A 21,149-nucleotide genomic window follows, 5' to 3' on the forward strand; every position below is an offset into this window, starting at 1 on the left:
GCTTGAGGAGTTCGCGCTCGACCATGCGGGCGGGGCTGCGGAGGTTGAGGGCGGGGCCGCGCTCTTCGGGCGCGGCGGGGCCGCGGGCGGCGGTGCGGGCGGGGGCCTGGGGGGCCCGGTCGTCGCGGCTGCGGGCCAGGCCGCGCACCCGGCGGACGATGGCCTGCTCCTCGGCCTGGCTGGTGATGCCCACGAGGCCGACGAGGCGGATGGCGTAACGGTCGCGCAGGCCGCGGTCCTTGATGGCGGCGACGACCGGTACGGCCTCCTCGACGGCGGCGATCCGGCCTTCCTCCGTGTCGAGGTTGTAGCGGGTCACGATGGAGCGCAGGGCGAAGGCGAAGAGCGGGGTGCGGGACTCGACGAGGGCGGCGACGGCCTGGTCGCCCTCGGCGAGCCGGAGGTCGCAGGGGTCCATGCCGCCCGGGGAGATGGCGATGGAGGTCTCGGCGGCGAACTTCTGGTCGTCCTCGAAGGCGCGCAGGGCGGCCTTCTGGCCGGCGGCGTCGCCGTCGAAGGTGAAGACCACCTCGGAGCCGGAGTTGTCCATCAGCAGCCGGCGGAGGATCTTGATGTGGCCCTCGCCGAAGGCGGTGCCGCAGGTGGCGATGGCGGTGGTGACGCCGGCGAGGTGGCAGGCCATGACGTCGGTGTAGCCCTCGACGACGACGGCGCGGTTGCCCTTGGCGATCTCCTTCTTGGCGAGGTCGATGCCGTAGAGGACCTGGGACTTGCGGTAGAGGGGGGTCTCGGGGGTGTTGAGGTACTTGGGGCCGTTGTCGTCGTCGCGGAGCTTGCGGGCGCCGAAGCCGACGACCTCGCCGGAGATGTCGCGGATGGGCCACATCAGGCGGCCGCGGAAGCGGTCGATGGGGCCGCGGCGGCCCTCCTGGGAGAGGCCGGAGAGGACCAGCTCCTTGTCGGTGAAGCCGCGGCCGCGCAGGAAGCGGGTGAGGTGGTCCCAGCCGGCGGGGCTGTAGCCGACGCCGAAGTGCCCGGCGGCGGCCTGGTCGAAGCCGCGCTCGGCGAGGAAGGTGCGGGCGACGGCGGCCTCGGGGCTCTCCAGCTGCTCGGTGTAGTACTGGGCGGCGGCTTTGTGGGCCTCGACCAGGCGGGTGCGCTCGCCCTGCTGGCGGCCGGGGGTGTAGCCGCCCTCCTCGTAGCGCAGGGTGATGCCGGCCTGGGCGGCGAGGCGTTCGATGGTCTCGGCGAAGGAGAGGTGGTCGATCTTCATGACGAAGTCGACGGTGTCGCCGCCCTCTTGGCAGCCGAAGCAGTGGTAGAGGCCCTTGGCGGGGCTGACGTGGAAGGACGGGGACTTCTCGTCGTGGAAGGGGCACAGGCCCTTGAGGTTGCCGCCGCCGGCGTTGCGGAGCTGGAGGTACTCGGACACGACGGCGTCGATCGGGACCGCGTCCCGCACCGCCTTCACATCGTCATCGTTGATCCTGCCTGCCACGCGTGAAGTCTACGGTGGGGGTCCGACAGTCCCCGCCGGAAGCCCGTGGGAGGAGCCCCGGCCGGGGCGGGCCGACCCGGGCCGGGGCGGTGCGGGGCGGGTCAGCCGAGGAGTTCCCGGAAGCGGTCGGGGCCGATGTTGCCGCCGGAGACGATCACGCCGATACGGGCCGGTTCGGGCCCCGGGGACGGCTCCAGGCGGCCGGAGAGCAGGGCGGCGAGGGCGCTGGCGCCGCTGGGCTCGACGACGATCTTGAGGCGTTCGAAGGCGAAGGCCATGGCGGCGCGGATCTCGTCGTCGGTGACGAGGACCATGGAGTCGACCAGCCGGCGGTTGATCGCGAAGGTCAGCTCGCCGGGGGTGTCGACGGCCTGGCCGTCGGCGATGGTGCGCGGCACGGGGACGGCGACGCGGTGGCCGGCGGCCAGGGAGCGGCGGGTGTCGTCGCCGGCCGCGGGCTCGACGCCGATCATGCGGATGCCGGGGGCCAGGGCGGTGGCGACGGTGGCGCAGCCGGCCATCAGCCCGCCGCCGCCGACGGGTACGAGGAGGGCGTCGAGCGGGCCGGTCTCCTCCAGGAGCTCCAGGGCGGTGGTGCCCTGTCCGGCGATGACGTGCGGATGGTCGTACGGGGGGATCAGGGTCAGGCCGCGCTCCTGGGCGATGCGGCCGCTGAGGGCGGCGCGGTCCTCGGTGTAGCGGTCGTAGGTGACGATCTCGGCGCCGTAGCCGGCGGTGGCATCCCGTTTGGCGCGCGGGGCGTCGGCGGGCATGACGATGACGGCGCGGGTGCCGCGTTCCCGGGCGGCCAGGGCGAGGGCCTGGGCGTGGTTGCCGGAGGAGTGGGCGACGACCCCGCGGGCCAGCTGTTCGGGGGTGAGGCGGGAGAGGGCGTGGTAGGCGCCGCGGAACTTGAAGGCGCCGGCCCGTTGGAAGTTCTCGCACTTGAGGAAGGCCCGGGTGCCGGTCCGGGCGTCGAGGGTGCGGGAGCGCAGTACCGGGGTGCGGTGGGCCGCGCCGGCCAGCCGGCGGGCGGCCTCCCGGACGTCGTCGAGGGTGACGCCCGGGGTGCCGCTGCCACCGGGGCCGGCGCTGCCGTCGGAGCTGGTGAGGCGCGTGGGACCAGAGGTCATACGGGCACGTTACGGGAGCAGCGAGGTCAGGGGAACGGTGGGATCGGCCAGCCTCTCGGGGTCCAACGGGGCAGCCGAGCGGATCAGTTGCTGGACGTGCTCGGCGACGTCCCAGACGTTGACGTTCATGCCGGCCAGGACGCGGCCCTCGCTGAGCCAGAAGGCGATGAACTCCCGCTTGCCGACGTCGCCGCGGCAGACGACCTGGTCGTAGGAGCCGGGCGGGGCGTAGCCGGAGTACTCCATGCCGAGGTCGTACTGGTCGGAGAAGAAGTACGGGACGCGGTCGTAGCTGATGTCCTGGCCGAGCATGGCGCGGGCGGCGGCCGGGCCGCCGTTGAGGGCGTTGGCCCAGTGCTCGACGCGCAGCCGGGTGTCCAGGAGGGGGTGGTCGGCGGCGGCCGCGTCGCCGGCGGCGTAGATGTACGGGTCGGAGGTGCGCAGCGCGGCGTCGACGGCGATGCCGCCGCCGTCGGCGCGGTCGACGACGTCGAGGCCGGCCTGTTCGGCGAGGGCGGTGCGGGGGGCGGCGCCGATGGCGGCGAGCACGTCGTGGGCGGGGTGGTCCTCGCCGTCGTCGGTGCGGACGGAGACGACCACGCCGTCCTGGCCGACGATCTCGGTGAGGCGGGCGCCGAAGTGGAAGCGGACGCCGCGCTCGCGGTGCAGGTCGGTGAAGAGGGCGCCGAGTTCGGGGCCGAGGATGCCGTGCAGGGGCGTCGGTTCGGGTTCGACGATGGTGACCTCGGCGCCGTAGGAGCGGGCCGCGGCGGCCACTTCGAGGCCGATCCAGCCGGCGCCGGCGATGACCAGGTGGCCGTTCTCGCGCCCCAGGGAGGCGAGGACGCCGCGGAGGCGTTCGGCGTGCGCGAGGCGGCGGAGGTGGTGGACGCCGGCCAGGCCGGTGCCGGGGATGTTCAGGCGGCGGGGTTCGGCGCCGGTGGCCAGCAGCAGCCTGTCGTAGGCGATGAGGGTGCCGTCGCCCAGGCGGACGGTCCGGGCGGCGGGGTCCAGGTGGACGGCGGGCTGGCCCAGGTGGAGCTCGATCCGGGCCTGGGCGTAGAAGGCGGGTTCATGGATGAAGACGCTGTCCCGCTCCTCCTTGCCGAGCAGGTACCCCTTGGAGAGCGGGGGGCGCTCGTAGGGGTGGTCGCGCTCGTCACAGATGAGGATCACCCGGCCGGTGAACCCTTCCGCGCGGAGCGTCTCCGCGGCCTTCGCTCCGGCCAGGCCACCCCCGACGATGACGAACGTCTGGTGCGTGTCGACCACTTGCTTCCTCCTCGTTGCGGTGCCGTACGTCCGCGTCCGCGTCCGTGAACGCCCCTGTTGGTCCCCGTTGTTTCCCCCGCTGCCGCCCCCGTTTTGCGGTGCCTCCCGTGTCTCTCTCGTTCCCTTGATGTGTTCGACGGTTTTCGGGTTCCCGTATGCCGTCGCGGGGACGAGCGTCCCGCACGGAGCGTGAGGGGGGAAGAGGGGCCGCCTCCCCAGGGTCACCCTGGGTTGCCCTAACCGTTACCAGGGGGACGTGTGAGACGAGCGTGAAGATTACGCGCGGAGGCGTCGGTGAGCGCGGCGATCTGGTCGATGACGGCCCGCAGCCGGGCGGTGTCGTCGGGGGCCGCGTCGAACAGCGAACGGAACTGCGGGTCAAGGCCGTCGGGGGCGCGGGCGAGCAGCGCCTCGGCGAGTTCCGCGATCACCACACGCTGGTCGGCGCGGAGCGCTTCCTGGTCCGGGCGCTGTATCACGTAGCGATCGGCGACGGCCTTGAGAACGGCGCATTCCAGGCGGGTTTCGGCCGGAACCACCAGCTCCGCCGCGTACCGGGTGAGCGGGCCGGTGCTGAAGCGGGCCCGGGTGGCGCCCTCGGCGGCCAGGCAGAAGCGGCCGATGAGCTGGCTGGTGGCGTCCTTGAGGCGGGCCTGGGCGAGCGCCGAGCCGTCGTAGCCGTGCGGCCACCACTCCTGCTCCAGGAGGCGGTCCAGGGCGGCGGCCAGCGCCGCCTCGGCGGCACCGGGGGCGTAGCGCTCGGCGGCGACCGCGAAGATCTCGGCGCGTTCGGGGTCGGCGAGCAGCACGTTGGGGTCGAGGTGGCCGGCGTGCAGCCCGTCCTCGACGTCGTGCACCGAGTAGGCGACGTCGTCGGCCCAGTCCATGACCTGCGCCTCGAAGCTGCGCCGGCCGGACGGGGCGCCCTGCCGGAACCACGCGAAGACGGGCAGGTCGTCGGCGTAGACGCCGAACTTCACGGCGTCCGGGCCGTCGGGGTGGGCGCCGCGCGGCCAGGGGTACTTGGTGGCGGCGTCCAGGGCGGCGCGGGTGAGGTTGAGACCGACGCTGACCGGTGCGCCGTCCGGGGAGGGCACGAACCGCTTGGGTTCCAGGCGGGCCAGGAGGCGCAGCGACTGGGCGTTGCCCTCGAAGCCGCCGCAGGGCGCGGCGACCTCGTTGAGGGCCTGTTCGCCGTTGTGCCCGAAGGGCGGGTGGCCGAGGTCGTGCGCCAGGCAGGCGGTCTCGACCAGATCCGGGTCGCAGCCGAGGGCGGCGCCCAGTTCGCGGCCCACCTGGGCGCACTCCAGGGAGTGCGTCAGACGGGTGCGGGGGCTGGCGTCCCATGCCTGGGTGGCGCTGCCGGGGGTGACGACCTGGGTCTTGCCGGCGAGCCGGCGCAGTGCGGCGGAGTGCAGGACCCGGGCGCGGTCGCGCTGGAAGGCGGTGCGCCCGGGGCGTTTGTCCGGCTCGGGGACCCAGCGTTCGGTGTCCGCCGCGGTGTAGCCGGGGAGCGCCGCGCGCGGGTCCTCGCCGGGACTGGGAGGGGTTGCCCGTGTTGTGCCCGTCATACGGCGACGGTAGCCGCCCTGGGGACGTCGGTGCCGGATCCGGTGCGCGTGGAGAGCGCCTGGTCGTAGCGGTGCAGTACGAGGCGGGCCAGCGCGGGGTGGTCGCCCAGCGGGGCGGCGGCGGGCCCGGGGGCGAGGGCCGCGCACCGGTCGGCGAAGCGGCCGGGGGCGGCGAAGCAGGCGGCGACGGCGATGTCGTCGGGGTGGTGGCCGCGGTCGGTCAGCGCGCGGACGGCTTCGGGGACGCTGAGGGCGGCGGCTATCCGGGAGGGGCGACGCGAAGCGTCTCCGCCCGGGGTGGTGGCGGGCGACGGGTGGGCGTAGGCGGGCAGGACGGGGACGCCGCCGAGGTGGGTGGAGAGGAGGCGGGCGATACGGGCGGTGTCGCGGGCGGAGCGGGGGGCGCGGGAGCCGGCGGCGGCCAGGACGACGGCGGGGCGGCGGCCGGCGTGGGGGCCGGTGGGGAAGCCGGCCTCCAGGAGGCGGCCGTGCAGGGCCTCGGCCAGGAGGGCGTGCGGGCCCAGGGGTGCCGCTGTCCGGCCGGTGAGGTGCGGGGCGGCGGCGAGCGCGGCGGGCAGGTCGTGGGTGACGTGATAGCCGTGGCCGAAGAGCAGCGGCACGAGGACGACGGCGTCGGAGGTGCCGTGCAGTGAGGCGAGGGTGTCGGCGAGCAGCGGCCGGTCGAGTTCGAGGTGGCCGAGGTGGACGGGGAGGCCGGGGCGGAGCGCCCGGATCCGGGCGAGGAGGGCCCGGACGGCGGGGGCGGCCCCGGGGTGGCGGCTGCCGTGGGCGACGGCCACGAGGGCGGGTGGCGGGGCGGCGGGGCGGCGGAAGCGGTGCAGGCGGACGGTGCGCAGGCGGTTGCCGAGGACATCGGTGATCTCGGCGGCGAGACCGGCGGCGGCCAGGGGGGCGAAGGGCGGGGCGGACGGCCCGGGTGCCGGGGCGGAGAGGCCGGGCTCCTGGGTGGGCTGGTTCGCTGTCGACGCCGTCATGGAGCGAGGCTGGCACCCGGTCGTTGCGGTTCCGTTTCCCGCCGGGGAAATCCGTGTACCGCGACCCCTCTGCCGGCCTGCGGTCCCGTGGGAGGAGTCCGCCGCGCGCCGGAAACGGGGGCGATCCGTCGGCGTAACACGCCCGTTCCACGCTGACCGGTATGGACGCCGTCGCCACCGCCCCGGTCGAGACCCACTGCCCCTACTGCGCCCTGCAATGCGGCATGGGGCTGCGGCCCACCACCGGGCCGGGCGGCCCTGCGGTGGAGGTTGTGGAGCGGCCCGCGTTCCCCGTGAACCGGGGCGCGCTGTGCGGCAAGGGGCGCACCGCGCACGAACTGCTCGCCCCCGGGGCGCGCTTGACGACTCCCCTGGTGCGCGACGCGGACACCGGGCAGCTGGTGCCGGCCGGTTGGGACGCGGCCCTGGACCGGGTCGCGGAGGGCCTGCGGCGGGCCGGCGCGGTGTACGGGCGGGACGCGGTCGGGGTGTTCGGCGGCGGCGGGCTGACCAACGAGAAGGCGTATGCGCTGGGGAAGTTCGCGCGGGTGGTGCTGGGCACGTCGCAGATCGACTACAACGGCCGGTTCTGCATGTCGTCGGCCGCGGCGGCGCAGGGCCGGGCGTTCGGGCTGGACCGGGGGCTGCCGTTCCCGCTGGCCGATGTGGCGCGGACCGGGTGCGTGCTGCTGGTCGGCTCCAACCTGGCGGAGACCATGCCGCCGGCGCTGCGCCATCTGACCGAGCTCAGGGAGAACGGCGGGCGGCTGATCGTCGTCGATCCCCGCCGGACCCGCACCGCCGAACAGGCCGATCTGCATCTCGCGCCGCGCCCCGGTACGGACCTGGCGCTGGCGCTGGGCCTGCTGCACCTGGTGGTCGCCGAGGGGCGCACGGACGAGGAGTTCATCGCGGCCCGCACCAGTGGCTGGCCGGCGGCGCGGGCCGCGGCGATGGCGCACTGGCCGGAGCTGGTCGAGCGGATCACCGGGGTGCCGGTGCCACAACTCCGCCAGGCCGTGGCGCTGTTCTGCGACGCGCCGTCCTCGATGGTGCTGACCGCACGCGGCCCGGAACAACAGGCGAAGGGCACCGACACCGTGGGGGCGTGGATCAACCTGTGCCTGGCCACCGGGCGGGCCGGCCGGGAGCTGTCCGGCTACGGCTGCCTGACCGGCCAGGGCAACGGCCAGGGAGGCCGCGAACACGGCCAGAAGGCCGACCAGTTGCCCGGCTACCGGCGGCTGGACGACCCGGCGGCCCGCAGGCATGTGGCGGCGGTGTGGGGGGGTGGACCCGGATGCGCTGCCCGGGCCGGGCCGCAGCGCCTACGAGCTGCTGGACGCGCTGGGCGGCGAGATACGGGCGCTGCTGCTGATGGGCTCCAACCCGGTGGTGTCGGCGCCGCACGCCGCCCATGTGGAGGAGCGGATCCGGGCGCTGGACTTCCTGGCGGTGGCGGACGTGGTGCTGTCCGAGACGGCGGCGCTGGCGGACGTGGTGCTACCGGTGGCCCAGTGGGCGGAGGAGACCGGGACGACGACGAACCTGGAGGGCCGGGTGCTGCTGCGCCGCCGGGCCCTGGCCCCGCCGCCCGGGGTCCGCACGGACCTGGAGGTGCTCCGCGGGCTCGCGGCGCGCCTGGGGCACCCGGCGGGCTTCCCGGCCGACCCGGAGGCGGTCTTCGAGGAGCTGCGGCGCGCGTCGGCGGGCGGGCCGGCGGACTACTCGGGGATCAGCTACGCGCGGATCGCGGCGGAGGACGGGGTGTTCTGGCCGTGCCCGGCGGGTCCGGCGAGCGCTGCGGGACCGGCGGGTCCGGCGGACACCGCGGAGGGCGCGACGCGGGCCGTGACGGGGGCTCAGGCGGCCTGCGGGGAGCCGGCCGGGGCCCCGGGCCATCCCGGCACGCCGCGGCTCTTCCTCGACCGGTTCGCGACGTCCGACGGCCGGGCCCGCTTCGTGCCGGTCACGCACCGCCCGGCGGACGAGGAGCCGGACGCCGGCTACCCGGTGGTGCTGACCACGGGGCGGGTGCTGGCGCAGTACCAATCAGGCGCGCAGACCCGCCGGGTGGCCGCGCTGAACGCCGCCGAGCCCGGCCCCTACGTCGAGCTCCACCCGCGGCTGGCGGACCGGCTCGGGATAGCCGACGGCGAGCCGGTCGCGGTGGTCTCCCGGCGCGGCCGGGCGGTGGCGCCGGCCCGGGTGAGCCCGGCGATCCGCCCGGACACGGTGTTCATGCCGTTCCACTGGCCGGGCGAGGGCCGGGCCAACTCCCTGACCAACCCGGCGCTCGACCCGGTGTCCCGGATGCCGGAGTTCAAGGTGTGCGCCGTACGGGTCGAGCGGCCGGCGCCGTAGGACCCGCCCGACGGCCCGCGGGGGCCCGGGGTGCCGTCAGTGGGCGTCGAGTTCCTTGAGGTAGGCGGCGCGGGTCTCCTCGTCCAGGAAGGACGCCAGGAAGGAGTTGCGGGCGAGCGTCCGCAGCGTCTCCTCGTCCAGGCCGAGGGCGTCCCGTACGGCGGTGAAGTTGTCGTCGGCGTAGCCGCCGAAGTAGGCCGGGTCGTCGGAGTTGAGGGTGACCAGCAGGCCGGCGTCCAGCATGGCGGGCAGCGGGTGGTCGGCGAGGTCGTCGACGACCCGCAGGCGGACGTTGGACAGCGGGCACACGGTCAGCGGGATGCGTTCGGCGACCAGGCGGGCGACCAGGCGCTCGTCCTCCATGCAGCGCACCCCGTGGTCGACCCGGTCCACGCCGAGGAGGTCCAGCGCCTCCCACACGTAGGCCGCCGGGCCCTCCTCGCCCGCGTGGGCCACGCACTTGAGGCCGGCCTCCCGGGCCAGCGCGAAGACCTCCTGGAACTTCGACGGCGGGTGGCCGACCTCGGCGGAGTCCAGGCCGACGGCGGTGATCCGGTCCAGGTAGGGGCGGGCCGCCTCGAAGGTCGTCAGGGCCGACTCGGCGCTCTCGTCGCGCAGGAAGCACATGATCAGCCGGGTGGTGATGCCGTACGCCTCCGGGGCTGCGTCCAGCGCCCGGCAGAGGCCGCGGACGACCGTCCCCAGGGGGACGCCGCGGGAGGTGTGCGCCTGCGGGTCGAAGAAGATCTCGGCGTGCCGTACGCCCTGCTCCTTTGCGCGCGCCAGATAGGCGTGCGCCAGGTCCGCGAAGTCGTCCTCGGTGCGCAGCACCTCCATCAGCGCGTAGTAGAGGTTCAGGAAGGACTGCAGGTCGGTGAAGGAGTAGGCGCGGCGGAGGTCGTCCTCGGTGGCGTAGGGCAGGGTGACGCCGTTGCGTTCGGCGAGCGTGAAGGCCAGGCCGGGCTCCAGGGTGCCCTCGATGTGGAGGTGGAGTTCGGCCTTGGGGAGGGGGCGGTGGGCGGGGGCGCTCGCGGGGGTGGAGGGCACGGGTCACACCTGTTCTGCTGTGCTGCGGGGCGGGTTCCTGTTTTTCGGGCCGTGCGGACGGCGCGCCCTTGGTGGACGAGTCGCCCTGACGGGACGAGTCGTCCAGGTTATCCGGGGGACGTGCCGCCGGCGCGGCCGGTCCAGTGACCGCCGGCGATCGGTGTGCCGCCGGCCCGCAGGCGGGCGGCGAGGGGCTCGGCCGCCAGGTAGACCCAGGCCCGGACGGTGCTGCCGTCCGGGCGGACGGCCTCGGTGGCCACCCGTTCGTAGAGGTTGCCGGCGCCGGCCGGGGTGCCCGGGGTGTAGCCCTCCAAGTGGTCCAGCGCGGCCCGGACCGCGTCGTAGTCGGCTTCGCGGGGGTGGATCAGCGCGCCGTGCACCACCGCGTCGGCGGGCCCGGTGGTGGCGTACGGGTAGCCGGGGCCCTCGTAGAGCACCGCGCCGGCGATCCGGGCCGGTTCCTCGGCGGCGGTCCGGCCGCGCAGGGTGCGGACGTAGTTGACCTCGCCGGGTCGCAGCGTCCCGTAGACGAAGAACGGCAGGCGCTCGGCCTCGGTGGTCATCTGGCCCCTCCACGGGCGGTGCGGCGATGCGGTGTCGGCAATCGGGGCGCCCCGGGCCCGGCGCGGCCTCTGTGATGTCGCCTACGGCCGTCCCCCGACTGCAACCATGCCAGTCCGTGGCACGTCGCAGCTTGCGATATTGATCACGGGAACTCTTCCCGGCGCTGCGGGCGGCGGGTACCGGGGAACGGGGGACGTCATGGGGCGGCGGGCGCTGCGGGAGTGGATGCGGCCGGGGTGGATACGGCGCGTGCGGCTGCCGCGGACGCGGCGCGCGCAGCGCCGGGCGTTCCAGGTGGTCGTGGCGCTTTCGGTGCTCGCGCTGCTGCCGGCGACCTGGCTGAACGCCACCGCCGGACCGCGCGTCCGTACGGTCGCCGATGTGCCGGCCGCCCCGGTGGCGGTGGTGTTCGGCGCCGGCCTGTGGAACGGAGAGCCGTCGCCGTACCTCGCCCACCGGCTGGACGCGGCCGTGCAGCTCTACCGGGCCGGCCGGGTGCGCGCCGTCCTGGTCACCGGCGACAACAGCCGCCACGACTACGACGAGCCGGACGCGATGCGCGGCTATCTGGTGCGGCACGGCGTCCCCACCCACAAGATCGTCGGCGACTACGCGGGGTTCGACACCTGGGACTCCTGCACGCGCGCCCGCCGCATCTTCGGGGTGGACCGGGCGGTGCTGGTCAGCCAGGGGTTCCACATCCGGCGGGCGCTGGCGCTGTGCACGGCCGCCGGGATCGACGCGTACGGCGTCGGGGTCTCCGACAAGCACGATGTGACCTGGGCGTACGGCGAGGTGCGGGAGATCTTCGCGGCGGGCAAGGCGGCCGCGGAGGCGGCGCTGCGGCCCGATCCGCACTTCCTCGGCCCCGAGGAGAAGGGCCTGGCGCAGGCGCTCCGTTAGCGCGCCGCCGCCCGGCCCTCCTCTGTGGCGTGTGGCTGTGTGGCGTATGGCCCTGTGACGTGTGGCTCTATGGCGCGTGGCCGTCAGCCGCTCTGTCCGTCGGTGTCGGTCTGGGGTCCGTCGCTGCTCTGGCTGCTCTGGCTGTCCTGCCCGTCCTGGTTGTCCTGCCCGTTCTGGCTGTCCTGGGTTCCGCCGCCGCCCTGGGTGTCCTGGTTGTCCTGCCCGCCCTGGCTGTCCTGGGTTCCGCCCCCGCCTTGGGGGTCGGCGCCGCTCTGGGTGTCACCGCCGCTCTGGGTGTCGCCCTCGCCCTGGCTGTCCTGGGTTCCGCCCCCGCCCTGGGGGTCGGCGCTGCTCTGGGTATCACCCGAGCCCTGGGACTTACCCGTTGCCTGGGGCGCCTCACCGGCCTGTGTGGCGCGGTCGTAGAGGCTGAGGATCTCCTTCCCGAAGTACGGGCTGTAGGAGGTCCGGTCGCTGTGCGGGCCCCGGGGGCCGCCGCCGTTGACGCCGCCGATGACGCCGATGACCCGGCCGGTCCGGGTGCGCGGGTCGTAGCCGGCCAGCCAGGGGCTGCCCGAGGTGCCGCCGTAGAACCCATTGCACTCCATGCGGAGTTGACGGGTGCCCGCCAGGCGCTGAGAGGTGGTGGTGCAGCGCACGGCCCGGTCCGCCGGGTCGCTGTGGACGCTGGGGTAGCCGATGACCATGACCTGGTTGCGGTAACCGGGCGTCGCGGTCAGGGTGTTGGCGCCGGTGACGTCCTCGATATTCCGGCCGCTGTCGTCCGGGGCGACGGTGGCGAAGGCGAAGTCGAGGTCGGCGCCGCCCCCGGTGGTGGCGCGGTCGGCGTAGGCGTAGTTGTCCTCGATGGCCCACACTCCGTAGGGCTGACTGTCCTCGCCGGACTGGTACTGGGGGACGAACGCGGCGCGCGCGCCCGCGTTGCAGTGCCCCGCGGTGAGGATCAGATTGCCGTGCGGGCTGTGCACCACACTGGCGGTGCAGTGGTGCTCGCGGGCCTCCCCGTCGACGGAGAACAGCACACCGACGGACGGGATGCCCTCGAAGTGCTCGGCGGTCGGCGCGTGTTGGGACGCCGCGGCGGGCTTACCGGTGCCGCCGCGCACGGGCGGGGCGGCCGATGCCATCCGCCGCGGGGTCCAGAACGCCTTGGCGTCCTTGTTGGTCCACCCGTCGCCGGAGTGGGACTCGTGGGTGACGGTGGGGTGATTGCCGCGGTGGCCGTGGTTTCCGGGGTCGGTCTCGGCGGCGTGTCCCACGGGGGTGCCGGCGAGGCCGAAGGCCATACCGAGGGCGAGGGTCACCGCCCTGCTGAGTCGGCGCGCCCGTCCTGCGTCCGTCGTCGGCACGTCGCCCTTCCGTCGCGCGTCAGTTGCGCCGGGCACGTCAACCGTCCTCGACACGTCACCCTTTCTCGATACGTCAGCCGTCCTCGACACGTCGGTCGTCCTCGGCACGTCAGCTCGTCTCCTCTGCGACCCAGGCGAGATAGCCGGCACCACCGTGGGTGATCGGGGTGGCGATGATCTCCGGGGTGTCGTAGTCGTGCGCGTCGAGGAGGTACGCCTCCAGCGCCGCGTAGCGTGCGCTCGCCGTCTTGAACAGCACCTGCCACTCCTGGCTGGTCTCCACGGCACTGTTCCAACGGAACACCGAGGTCACCGGCGCGCTGATCTGGGCACAGGCGGCGAGCCGGCCCTCGATGGCGCCGCGCGCCAGCTGCTCGGCCTTCCGCGCGCTGTCGGTGGTCGTCATCACGGTCAGGAATCGCGCCGAGGGCCCGGTCCGGGCAGGGGCGGCGGAGGGTTCGTTGAGGGCGGTGGGGTCGGCCACGGTTACTCAGCCTTCGCGGTCGGGGTGGGGGTGGGTGGGTCGCACGTTTCGGCCTCCGGCCCATCGATCTTTCAATCTTTCGATCAAGGGATCGCCTCGCATCGTACGGACCGCAGAGATCAACTGGCGCACGGCGGGCCGCCCTTTACCGGCAAGCACCCGGACGTCCCATTGCCTCCGGTCCGCAGACGCCGCGGGGAACGTCCCGGTTGCGGTGCGCGGGGCACGGAGAACGATGAAGAGGGAAGCCCAGCAATCGGCTCAGCCCGCAAGCTGGTCCGCACGCGAAAGGCGAGCGCCATGGTGAACCTCGAAATCCTCGTCCGCGACCAGCTCGACGAGGCCCGGGCCTCCGCCCACGGACGGAGCGCCCATCTCTTCGTGCACGACGGGCCGCTGCGGCAGACGGTGATCGCGCTGCTCGCCGGCACCGTGCTGGACGAGCACAACGCGCCGCCGGCGGCGAGCCTTCAGGTGCTGCGCGGCCGGGTCCGGCTGACCGGGCCGGGCGGCGGCCAGGAGCTGCGCGCCGGGCATGTCGCGGCGATCCCGCACGCGCGGCACGGCCTGCGCGCGTTGGAGGACTCCGTGGTGCTGCTGACGGCCGTCACGGAGGTGCCCGAGCGGCCACGGAGCGTCGCGGCGGGCGCGCCGAGCACGACGACGGTCCGCACCTGAAGCCGATCTTCCGCGGTGAAGCGAACCTTCCACTTCCCACCCTCTTCGCAGTCTTCACATTTTTCTGAATCTTCCGTAGCCTTGAGTCATGACCCACTCGAATCCGCCGAAGCTGCCGAACCTGTCGAATCTGCCGAACGTGCCGAATCCGCCGCCCCCTCCGGAACCGCCCAACTCACCGAGGATCGCCGGTCCCCGGCCGCCGGTGCGGTCGATCGAACCGCGGCGGTCGATCGGGCCAGTGCGGTTGACCGGTGCGAAGGAGACCCTGCTCGCGACGCTCTACGGCCGCGCTCTCGACTGCCGGGCGCGGCGCCCGATCCTCGGCGACACCATGGCGCTCGACGCCGCGCGCCGCCTCGACTACGACTTCGCGCGGCTGCGGATCGGCCCCGGCGGCGCGGCGGCAGTCGCCCTCCGCGCCCGGCAGTTGGACCTCTGGACGGCACGCTTCCTCGGCGAGCACCCGGAGGCGACGGTGGTGCACCTGGGCTGCGGACTGGACACCCGCGTCCACCGCCTCGGCCCCGGCCCCGGGGTGCGGTGGTTCGACGTCGACTTCCCCGAGGTGATCGACCTCAGGCGGCGGCTCTTCCCCGAACCGCCCGGCTACACCGCCATCCCCTCGTCCGTCACCGACCCGGCCTGGGTGGACCGCATCCCGGCCGACCTGCCCACGATGATCGTGGCCGAGGGACTGCTGATGTACCTCACCGAACGGGACGGCACCGCGCTGCTCCGCCGGCTGATGGCCCATGCGCCCGGCGGCGGGCTGGCGTTCGACTTCTTCAGCCGGTTCGCAGTCCGCGCGGTGCGCCTGAACACCGTCATCGTCCGGACCGGCTCGACGCTCCACTGGGGCGGCGGCCCCGCCGACATCGCCCGGCTGCGCCCCGGGCTGGAAATCGTCGAGACCTTCGGCGCCCTGGAGATACCGGACATCGTCCGGCTCCCCGCCCGCTATCGAGTGCCGGCCCGCCTGGCGCACCTCATACCCGGCCTCCGGGAGATGTCCCGGCTCTACAACTGCCGTTTCTGACGGGAAGGTTGACGCTCCGCCCCTGCTCCCCCAAGCCTCCCCCGGCCCGGGCCTTCTCTCCCCTCAGGCGGCGAACCACTGGTCATAGGCCAGCTTGCAAAGGAGGACGATGACGACGAGGACGAGCACACCGCGCACGAAGCCGGTGCCCCGCTTCAGGGCCATCCTGGCCCCGACCGTGCCGCCGACGAGGTTGAAGAGGGCGAGCAGCGCGCCCAGTTGCCACAGGATCGTGCCCTGGAGGGCGAACATCGTCAGAGCCCCGATGTTGGTGCAGACGTTGACGACCTTGGCGGTAGCAGACGAGGTGACCAGGTCCATATGGAGCACGGCGGCGAGCGCGACGACGAGGAACGCACCGGTGCCGGGGCCGATCAGCCCGTCGTAGAAGCCGATCCCCAGCCCCGCGATCAGGATGGCGGCGAGCACGCGCCGCCGCGTGACCGGGCCGGACGGCACGGCGGCGGTGCCGAAGGCCGGGCGGACGAGGACGAAGACGAGCACGCCCAGCAGGACGGCCATGATCAGCGGCCGCAGCACCGCGCTGTTGATCCCGGCCGCGAAGAACGCCCCGCCCAGCGAACCGGCCATCGCCGCTGCGCCGATCCGCAGGGCGATACCGACGTCGATCGGCGCCTTGCGGAGGTAGGTGACGGCGGCCGCGGTGGTGCCGACCACGGCGGTGGACTTGTTGGTGCCGAGGACGTACACGGTGGGCACATGCGGGAGTCCCACCAGCAGGGCCGGGAGCAGCAGCAGGCCCCCACCGCCCACCACGGCGTCGATCCATCCCGCGGCGAGGGCGGCCAGGCAGAGCAGAGCCAGTGTGAACAGCGATATGTCAGAGGGCACCAGGGGATCTTATGAAGGAGTTCCGAGCCGGACCGGCGAATAACGTCGAGCGAGGAGGCGAGCAAGGAGGCGCCGGGAGTGCGCACGAGCATTCACCCGCGGCCTGTCTATGCTCCGGGGCATGGAGACGCCGACGAGCCCCGAAGTGCCCATGGACGCCGAGCAGTGCGGGGAGCCCGCGGAAGTCGCGACGCGGACGGCCGCGGGGGCGCGCCCCGCCTTCTCCCTCGGGGGGACGACGGTCGTCGGGCGGCTCGGGTTCGGCACGGGCGGTCTCGTCGGCCCCGGGTACTGGGGGCCGCGGCACGAAGACCCCGAGCGGGCCGTGGCGGTGTTGCGGCGGGCCGTCGACCGCGGCGTCACTCTGATCGACACCGCCGACAACTACGGCCCGGACGTGGCGGAGGAGTTGGTGGCCCGCGCCCTGCACCCGTATCCGGAAGGGCTGGTCCTCGCGACGAAGGGCGGGGTGGTCCGCACCGGCCCGGACGTCTGGCACATCGCCGGCCGCCCGGAGCAGCTGCGCGCCATGTGCGAGGCGAGCCTGCGGCGCCTCAGGACGGACACCCTCGACCTCTACCAGCTGCACCGGCTGGACCCCGAGGTCCCGATGGCCGACCAGCTGGGCACCCTGCTGGAACTTCAACAGGCCGGCAAGATCCGTCACATCGGCCTGGACAGCATCGACGCCGACCAGCTGGCCAGGGCCCGCGCACTGGCCCCGATCGCGTCCGTACAGAACCGCTACAACCTCCTGGACCGCACCTCCGAGGACGTCCTGAAGCTGTGCGAGCAAACGGGGACGGCGTTCCTGCCGTGGTTCCCGCTGGGCAACGGCAGACTGACGGGCGGCGGCAACGGCCGTTCACCTCGTGGCGTCGGTGCGGCCGCCACCGTTGGCTCCGCCGGCAGCGTTGGTCCTGCCGGCACCGTTGGCCGTCCTGTCGGACCCACCGACGCTCTGGCCTCGGTCGCTGCGGCACACGGGGCGACCATCGGTCAGATTGCTCTGGCCTGGCTGCTCCACCGCTCCCCCGTCCTGCTCCCGACCCCCGGCACCGGCTCGCCCGCCCACCTCGACGAGAACCTGGCCGCGGCCCGGGTCTCCCTCACGGAGGAGGAGTTGGCGCGGCTGGACGGCCTGGGCGGGCTGGAGGGGTTGGACGGCCCGAGCACCACGACAACGAGGAGAGAGCGACCGCGTCGCTGAAATGTCGCCCCCACCCGCGAGCGCCGAGGATGCGCTCGCCCTCGTCCGGAGCCGTTTTGCGGAGCCGAAGCTCGCGGACGGCTCGCCGGCGCCGCTGCATGTCCATGAATTCGACACCGGATATCTGGTGTACCCGTGGTTTTCCGAGAGCACCGATGCGGCGGGGCCGCCGCGGCCGGCGCCGCCCTGCGGCTCGAAGGTCGTCGTGGTGAAGGCCACCGGCGAGACGGTCACCGTGCCCAACCTGCCTACGGAATCGGCCATCGCCCTCTTCCGTAGGCAGTGGGAGGCGCAGGCGTAACGGAACGGGTCCGGGCTCAGTTCGGCCGGTCCGCCCGGGAGGCAGCCCACAGACGGGCGCCGCGGCTCTTGGCGACCCGGCGGACCTCCGTCAGGGACTCGGTCAACTCGACGGTGAGGAGTTGGAGTTCGCCCGACGTCCAGTTGCGGCCGGCGAGGAGACGTCGCGCGTCATCGATCAGGCCGTCGGCGAGGAGGAGTTGGGCCTCCTCGATGTCGTCGGCCATACGGGAGACAAAGCCGGTCCCGTCGCCGAGGACGAAGCAGGGCTTGCCGTCGAGGCTCGACCACGGCAGAAGCCGCGGGGTAGCGTCGGTCATCGTCATCAACCTCCGTGGGGTTGGTGGCCACGCCCCCGGACCGACGCACATCGGTTGCGGGGGTCTTTGGCGCTTGCGTACCGGTTGTAGTCATTCGGTCACGCGCAGGATGGGTCGGCAATAGAATCAGGGGACTTGAATCGCGGCGTGCAAGTCCGCTGCCTGCCGCGATGCTGGATGCGGCCACATGGCGAGAGGTCACAGCCTTGGACGAGACAACCCCACCGCAGCACTTGAACCCACTCCAGCGCTTCGGGCGCGACGTCAAACAGGTGAGACTCGCACGGAAGCTGACGCAGAAGCAGCTGGGCACCGCGACCGGATACTCCGAGGCGTACGTCAGCAGAGTCGAGGCGGGGAAGCTGCTGCCCCGGCCGAGTGAGAAGTTCGCCCGGGGTTGCGATGTCGCCTTCGGAACGGGTGAGTTGTTCACGGATCTGCTGCGGAGGATTGACGAGGGCGACCACCCGTCATGGTTCGTCCCCTACCTGAATCTGGAGCGGAAGGCGTCGCGGATCCTGGACTACTCGACCAACGTGCTGAAGGGGATCCTGCAGACCGACGACTATGCGCGGGCCATGTTCTGCTCGTACTACGCCCAAGAGGAAGCAGAGGTGATCGAGGGCAAGGTCGCCGCGCGACTGCGGAGGCGTGAGGTCTTTGAAAGGGAGTCGCCACCGTTCCTGTGGACCATCGTGCACGAGGCGTGCCTGCGCACCGTCGTAGGTAGCAACGAGGTCATGGCCGGGCAGCTTGAGTACCTGTTGGCAGCAGCCGCCGCGCCGCGCATCAACCTCCAGGTGATGCCCTTTTCGGCGGGCGCTCCGGCTGCATCCACAAGGCCGTTCACTGTGTTGCGTTTCACGGATGCCCCGACGGTGCTCTACACCGAGACACGGGTAGGAGGCAGGATGCATGACTCCGCACAAACGGTCGAATCGGCCCTGGATGACTATGATCTCCTCAGGGCGAACGCGCTGTCTCTTGGTGCGTCAACGGCCCTGATCAAGACTCTGCTGAAGGAGTACCGCACATGAGTGCCGACTTGGATCTCACGGCGGCCCGGTGGATCAAGTCGTCTTACAGCGACGCCAACGGGGGCGATTGTCTGGAGTTCTCCCGCGACTTCGCCTGGATCAAGTCCTCCTACAGCGAAGGAAACGGTGGGGACTGCCTCGAATTCTCCCCCGCCCACACCACCACCCACGGCGTCGTCCCCGTCCGGGACAGCAAGGCCCCCCACCAGCCCCCGATCATCATGTCCGTTAACGGCTGGTCCTCGTTCGTCTCGGCGGTCAAGAATGGGGAGTTCGCCGTCTGAGGTCCGGCTGAGGACCGTCTGAGGAGGAGCGTCCGTGGATCTGCGTGACGATGCCCGAGCCCTGGCCGACGAGTTGGTGCGGATGCGGCGGGCGCTGCACCGGATTCCGGAGACGGGGCTCGAACTCCCCCGTACGCAGGAGGCGGTGCTCGCCGCGCTCGACGGGCTGCCGCTGGAGGTGCGCACCGGCGAGCAGCTGAGTTCGGTGACGGCGGTGCTGCGCGGGGCCGAGCCCGGTCCCGTGGTGCTGCTGCGCGGTGACATGGACGCGCTGCCGGTCGCCGAGCGGCTCGATCTGGACTTCGCTTCGGACAACGGGCGGATGCACGCCTGCGGGCACGATCTGCACACCAGCATGCTCACGGGCGCGGCGAAGCTGCTGTCCGCGCACCGGGACCGGCTCGCCGGTGATGTGGTGTTCATGTTCCAGCCGGGCGAGGAGGGGTTCGACGGGGCCCGGCACATGCTGGCGGAGGGCGTGTTGGAGGCCGCGGGGCGGCGCCCGGTGGCGGCGTATGCGCTGCATGTGCTGTCGGCGGGGCAGCCGAGCGGGGTCTTCGGAACGCGCGGCGGGCCGATGATGTCGGCGTCCAACCGGCTGCGGGTGACGGTGCGCGGGACGGGCGGGCACGGGTCGATGCCGCACCGCGCCAAGGACCCGGTGCAGGCGGCGTGTGCGATGGTGACGGCGTTGCAGGCGTGGATCACGCGGAGCTTCGACGTCTTCGACCCGGTGATCCTGTCGGTGGGCACGTTCCACGCGGGCACGCAGCGGAACGTGATCCCGGAGACCGCGGTCTTCGACGCGACGGTGCGGAGCTTCTCGGCCGCGGCCCAGGCGCGGGTGAAGGACGGCACGGTCGAGGTGTGCCGGGGTGTCGCGGCGGCCCACGAGGTGGCGGTGGACGCGGAGTTCGTCGAGATATACCCGGTGACGGTGAACGACGACGCGGAGGCGGAGTTCGCGGCGCACACGGTCCGGGAGGCGCTGGGCGAGGAGCGGTTCGCGCCGCAGCGCAATCCGCTGACGGTGTCGGAGGACTTCTCGCGGGTGCTGGACGAGGTGCCGGGCGTGATGATGATGCTGGGGGCGCCGCCGGCCGGGGCGGATCCGGAGCGGAGCGCCAACAACCATTCGCCGCTGGCGGAGTTCGACGACGCGGTGCTGGCGGACGGGGCGGCGATGTACGCGGAGTTGGCGGTGCGGAGGCTGGCCGAGCCCTCCCTTCTGGGGGCCGGTTCTTAGAGAGCGTTTCGTGAGTTTTTGAGTGACTGTGTCGTCGCCTGATGGTGTGGGCACGAGCGGAATCCGCCGGTCCGCAACCGGTGGTCTGCTGGTGTGGCGGGGTGAGTGAACGCAAGCCGTACCCAAGCGACTTAACGGACGATCAGTGGGCTCTGATCGAGCCGGTGATCACCGCGTGGAAGGACCGGCACCGCTCAGTCAGCGGCCACCAGGGCGCCTATGCGATGCGGGAGATCGTGAACGCGATCCTCTACCAGGGCCGGACCGGCTGTCAGTGGGCCTACCTGCCGCACGATCTGCCGCCGAAGAGCGCGATGCACTACTACTTCGCGGCCTGGCGGGACGACGGTACCGACCGGGTCATCCACGAGCTCCTGCGCTGCCAGGTTCGTGAACGGGCCCGGCGATTAGAGAACCCGACCCTGGTGGTTCTGGACACCCAGAGTGTCCATGCAGCTTCCGGGGTCCCCGCCACGACGACCGGCCGGGATCCGGCGAAGAGGATGCCGGGCCGCAAGCGGGGCCTGGCCTTCGACGTGCTCGGGCTGGTCATCGCCGTCATCGTGCTGGCCGCGAGCACCCACGACAACGCCGCGGGCATCGCTCTGCTGGACCAGGTCGCCGAGCACGCCGGCGGCACCGTCCGCAAGGCCCTGGTCGACCAGGGTTTCAAGAACCAGGTCGTCGCGCATGGAGCCGGCCTGGGCATCGACGTCGAGATCGTCGCACGCGACCCCGGGCACAGGGGATTCCTGCCGCAGCCGAAGCGGTGGAGGGTCGAACAGACCTACGGGATCTTGATACTGCACCGGCGTCTGGCCCGTGACTACGAGCACCGCACCGCCTCGTCCGCCTCCCGCGTCTACTGGGCAATGAGCCATGTCATGGCCCGACGCCTCACCGGCGCGAACACCCCCACCTGGCGCGAGGCGGTGACAGTGTGAACATCGAGCCCCTGCCCGACGCGCTTGGCCTCCAGGAGGATGCCGCCCGGGCCCCGGGCGACGATCTCCGCACCCAG

The 21,149-nt window shown here is 72.9% G+C and carries 20 protein-coding genes and 1 pseudogene; 10 read left to right on the plus strand and 11 right to left on the minus strand.

Going from position 1 to position 21,149, the window contains the following annotated elements; all coding sequences use genetic code 11:
- From dnaG to B073_RS0109880, 5 genes are all read right to left on the minus strand, one after another.
- The coding region (gene dnaG, locus B073_RS0109860; RefSeq protein ID WP_078507957.1) for a DNA primase at nucleotides 1-1,459 on the minus strand (1,459 nt) is incomplete at its 3' end.
- A 101-nt stretch (nucleotides 1,460-1,560) separates the two neighbouring features.
- Nucleotides 1,561-2,592 (minus strand): pyridoxal-phosphate dependent enzyme, encoded by a 1,032-nt coding sequence (locus B073_RS0109865; RefSeq protein ID WP_018537927.1) that lies wholly within the window; start codon nucleotides 2,590-2,592, stop codon nucleotides 1,561-1,563.
- 9 nt (nucleotides 2,593-2,601) lie between these two features.
- Nucleotides 2,602-3,864: an NAD(P)/FAD-dependent oxidoreductase gene (locus B073_RS0109870; RefSeq protein WP_018537928.1), complete on the minus strand. Its 1,263-nt coding sequence runs from the start codon at nucleotides 3,862-3,864 to the stop codon at nucleotides 2,602-2,604.
- Between the two features lie 236 nt (nucleotides 3,865-4,100).
- Nucleotides 4,101-5,435: a deoxyguanosinetriphosphate triphosphohydrolase gene (locus B073_RS0109875; RefSeq protein WP_018537929.1), complete on the minus strand. Its 1,335-nt coding sequence runs from the start codon at nucleotides 5,433-5,435 to the stop codon at nucleotides 4,101-4,103.
- Entirely contained in the window at nucleotides 5,432-6,430 is a 999-nt protein-coding gene (locus B073_RS0109880; RefSeq protein ID WP_018537930.1) for a sirohydrochlorin chelatase, read from the minus strand. Before B073_RS0109880 ends, B073_RS0109875 begins: the two co-directional genes overlap by 4 nt.
- A 161-nt stretch (nucleotides 6,431-6,591) precedes the next feature.
- On the opposite strand from B073_RS0109880, the pseudogene B073_RS39595 reads away from it, so the two are divergent.
- Nucleotides 6,592-8,858: pseudogene (locus B073_RS39595) on the plus strand (molybdopterin oxidoreductase family protein); the annotation flags it as partial.
- Here the strand turns inward: B073_RS39595 and B073_RS0109890 are convergent.
- Together B073_RS0109890 and B073_RS0109895 are read right to left on the minus strand one after the other, a co-directional pair.
- Nucleotides 8,831-9,841, minus strand: coding sequence for an adenosine deaminase (locus B073_RS0109890; RefSeq protein WP_018537933.1), 1,011 nt, complete (start codon nucleotides 9,839-9,841; stop codon nucleotides 8,831-8,833). The pseudogene B073_RS39595 and the gene B073_RS0109890 overlap by 28 nt on opposite strands.
- 107 nt (nucleotides 9,842-9,948) lie before the next feature.
- Nucleotides 9,949-10,404 (minus strand): gamma-glutamylcyclotransferase family protein, encoded by a 456-nt coding sequence (locus B073_RS0109895; RefSeq protein ID WP_018537934.1) that lies wholly within the window; start codon nucleotides 10,402-10,404, stop codon nucleotides 9,949-9,951.
- A gap of 226 nt (nucleotides 10,405-10,630) precedes the next feature.
- On the opposite strand from B073_RS0109895, the gene B073_RS0109900 reads away from it, so the two are divergent.
- The gene (locus tag B073_RS0109900) at nucleotides 10,631-11,308 is read left to right on the plus strand and encodes a SanA/YdcF family protein (protein WP_026247225.1); all 678 of its coding nucleotides are present in this window, start codon (nucleotides 10,631-10,633) and stop codon (nucleotides 11,306-11,308) included.
- An 83-nt stretch (nucleotides 11,309-11,391) separates the two neighbouring features.
- Here B073_RS0109900 and B073_RS39600 read toward each other — a convergent pair whose 3' ends face one another.
- Nucleotides 11,392-12,678 carry a trypsin-like serine peptidase gene (locus tag B073_RS39600; protein ID WP_199788125.1) on the minus strand — a complete coding sequence of 429 codons (1,287 nt, stop codon included), beginning with the start codon at nucleotides 12,676-12,678 and terminating at the stop codon, nucleotides 11,392-11,394.
- 109 nt (nucleotides 12,679-12,787) lie between these two features.
- Nucleotides 12,788-13,162, minus strand: a complete 375-nt coding sequence (cutA, locus tag B073_RS39605; RefSeq protein ID WP_018537937.1) for a divalent-cation tolerance protein CutA — start codon at nucleotides 13,160-13,162, stop codon at nucleotides 12,788-12,790.
- Nucleotides 13,163-13,462: 300 nt separating this feature from the next.
- Between cutA and B073_RS39610 the strand changes: the two genes are divergently transcribed.
- On the plus strand, nucleotides 13,463-13,840 hold the full coding sequence (locus tag B073_RS39610) for a hypothetical protein (RefSeq protein WP_018537938.1): 378 nt from the start codon (nucleotides 13,463-13,465) through the stop codon (nucleotides 13,838-13,840).
- 88 nt (nucleotides 13,841-13,928) lie between these two features.
- The gene (locus tag B073_RS0109920; RefSeq protein WP_078507952.1) at nucleotides 13,929-14,879 is read left to right on the plus strand and encodes a class I SAM-dependent methyltransferase; all 951 of its coding nucleotides are present in this window, start codon (nucleotides 13,929-13,931) and stop codon (nucleotides 14,877-14,879) included.
- Nucleotides 14,880-14,942: 63 nt separating this feature from the next.
- Here B073_RS0109920 and B073_RS0109925 read toward each other — a convergent pair whose 3' ends face one another.
- Nucleotides 14,943-15,731 carry a sulfite exporter TauE/SafE family protein gene (locus B073_RS0109925; RefSeq protein ID WP_018537940.1) on the minus strand — a complete coding sequence of 263 codons (789 nt, stop codon included), beginning with the start codon at nucleotides 15,729-15,731 and terminating at the stop codon, nucleotides 14,943-14,945.
- Between the two features lie 121 nt (nucleotides 15,732-15,852).
- Between B073_RS0109925 and B073_RS43780 the strand changes: the two genes are divergently transcribed.
- Both B073_RS43780 and B073_RS0109935 read left to right on the plus strand, forming a co-directional pair.
- Entirely contained in the window at nucleotides 15,853-16,941 is a 1,089-nt protein-coding gene (locus B073_RS43780; RefSeq protein ID WP_324608785.1) for an aldo/keto reductase, read from the plus strand.
- Nucleotide 16,942: 1 nt separating this feature from the next.
- Entirely contained in the window at nucleotides 16,943-17,242 is a 300-nt protein-coding gene (locus B073_RS0109935) for a hypothetical protein (RefSeq protein WP_018537942.1), read from the plus strand.
- Nucleotides 17,243-17,258: 16 nt separating this feature from the next.
- On the opposite strand, the gene B073_RS0109940 is transcribed toward B073_RS0109935, so the two are convergent.
- The gene (locus B073_RS0109940; RefSeq protein ID WP_026247227.1) at nucleotides 17,259-17,561 is read right to left on the minus strand and encodes a hypothetical protein; all 303 of its coding nucleotides are present in this window, start codon (nucleotides 17,559-17,561) and stop codon (nucleotides 17,259-17,261) included.
- A gap of 206 nt (nucleotides 17,562-17,767) precedes the next feature.
- Here B073_RS0109940 and B073_RS0109945 point away from each other — a divergent pair, with 206 nt between their 5' ends.
- The 4 genes from B073_RS0109945 (at nucleotide 17,768) to B073_RS0109960 (ending at nucleotide 21,072) form a co-directional block, all read left to right on the plus strand.
- Nucleotides 17,768-18,598 (plus strand): helix-turn-helix domain-containing protein, encoded by an 831-nt coding sequence (locus B073_RS0109945; protein ID WP_026247228.1) that lies wholly within the window; start codon nucleotides 17,768-17,770, stop codon nucleotides 18,596-18,598.
- On the plus strand, nucleotides 18,595-18,882 hold the full coding sequence (locus B073_RS0109950) for a DUF397 domain-containing protein (protein WP_018537945.1): 288 nt from the start codon (nucleotides 18,595-18,597) through the stop codon (nucleotides 18,880-18,882). The genes B073_RS0109945 and B073_RS0109950 overlap by 4 nt, the downstream gene beginning before the upstream one ends.
- A 34-nt stretch (nucleotides 18,883-18,916) precedes the next feature.
- Nucleotides 18,917-20,128: a M20 metallopeptidase family protein gene (locus B073_RS0109955; protein ID WP_018537946.1), complete on the plus strand. Its 1,212-nt coding sequence runs from the start codon at nucleotides 18,917-18,919 to the stop codon at nucleotides 20,126-20,128.
- Nucleotides 20,129-20,229: 101 nt separating this feature from the next.
- Nucleotides 20,230-21,072 carry an IS5 family transposase gene (locus B073_RS0109960; RefSeq protein ID WP_026247229.1) on the plus strand — a complete coding sequence of 281 codons (843 nt, stop codon included), beginning with the start codon at nucleotides 20,230-20,232 and terminating at the stop codon, nucleotides 21,070-21,072.
- Nucleotides 21,073-21,149: the final 77 nt, after the last annotated feature.

Source organism: Streptomyces sp. MspMP-M5, assembly GCF_000373585.1.
GTDB lineage: Bacteria > Actinomycetota > Actinomycetes > Streptomycetales > Streptomycetaceae > Streptomyces.

Bases quoted from the DNA above. Each gene is read 5' to 3' on its own strand.
- B073_RS0109940 (WP_026247227.1), bottom strand. From the start codon at position 17,561: ATGACCGACGCTACCCCGCGGCTTCTGCCGTGGTCGAGCCTCGACGGC.
- B073_RS43780 (WP_324608785.1), top strand. From the start codon at position 15,853: ATGGAGACGCCGACGAGCCCCGAAGTGCCCATGGACGCCGAGCAGTGC.
- B073_RS0109950 (WP_018537945.1), top strand. From the start codon at position 18,595: ATGAGTGCCGACTTGGATCTCACGGCGGCCCGGTGGATCAAGTCGTCT.
- B073_RS0109895 (WP_018537934.1), bottom strand. From the start codon at position 10,404: ATGACCACCGAGGCCGAGCGCCTGCCGTTCTTCGTCTACGGGACGCTG.
- B073_RS0109935 (WP_018537942.1), top strand. From the start codon at position 16,943: ATGTCGCCCCCACCCGCGAGCGCCGAGGATGCGCTCGCCCTCGTCCGG.
- B073_RS0109920 (WP_078507952.1), top strand. From the start codon at position 13,929: ATGACCCACTCGAATCCGCCGAAGCTGCCGAACCTGTCGAATCTGCCG.
- B073_RS0109875 (WP_018537929.1), bottom strand. From the start codon at position 5,435: ATGACGGGCACAACACGGGCAACCCCTCCCAGTCCCGGCGAGGACCCG.
- B073_RS39610 (WP_018537938.1), top strand. From the start codon at position 13,463: ATGGTGAACCTCGAAATCCTCGTCCGCGACCAGCTCGACGAGGCCCGG.
- B073_RS0109880 (WP_018537930.1), bottom strand. From the start codon at position 6,430: ATGACGGCGTCGACAGCGAACCAGCCCACCCAGGAGCCCGGCCTCTCC.
- B073_RS0109865 (WP_018537927.1), bottom strand. From the start codon at position 2,592: ATGACCTCTGGTCCCACGCGCCTCACCAGCTCCGACGGCAGCGCCGGC.
- B073_RS0109900 (WP_026247225.1), top strand. From the start codon at position 10,631: ATGCGGCCGGGGTGGATACGGCGCGTGCGGCTGCCGCGGACGCGGCGC.